Raw genomic sequence first — 255 nt, 5'->3', positions numbered from 1 at the left:
GACCTTATGTCTGTTGCCGCATATTTTCATGGAGCACCATTTTCGCCTTCCTGTTTTATCAAGAAAGAGCAAAATGCACTTTTCATTGGCACATCGTTTTAGGTGTTGAATTTCTTTTGTATGAATCAGCCATAACGCATCGTAAGCGATAAGCGATAAAATGGAATCGTCTGGTTTTCCATTCGGAATAAGGGCAAGCTTGTCATCTATGATTTGATAAGAAAAAGGAGCGGCGGCGATTTGATCTTGCAGGAA

1 protein-coding gene is annotated in these 255 nt (G+C 40.4%); it reads right to left on the bottom strand.

Translation table 11 applies throughout. The features are described from left to right. The coding region (locus MFF64_RS37065; protein WP_238194048.1) for a CGNR zinc finger domain-containing protein at positions 1-255 on the bottom strand (255 nt) is incomplete at both ends.

This window comes from Methylobacterium frigidaeris, from assembly GCF_022179185.1.
Lineage (GTDB): Bacteria > Pseudomonadota > Alphaproteobacteria > Rhizobiales > Beijerinckiaceae > Methylobacterium > Methylobacterium frigidaeris.
Note: the sequence above shows the minus strand (reverse complement) of the source record. Positions and strands in the feature narration are given on the sequence as shown.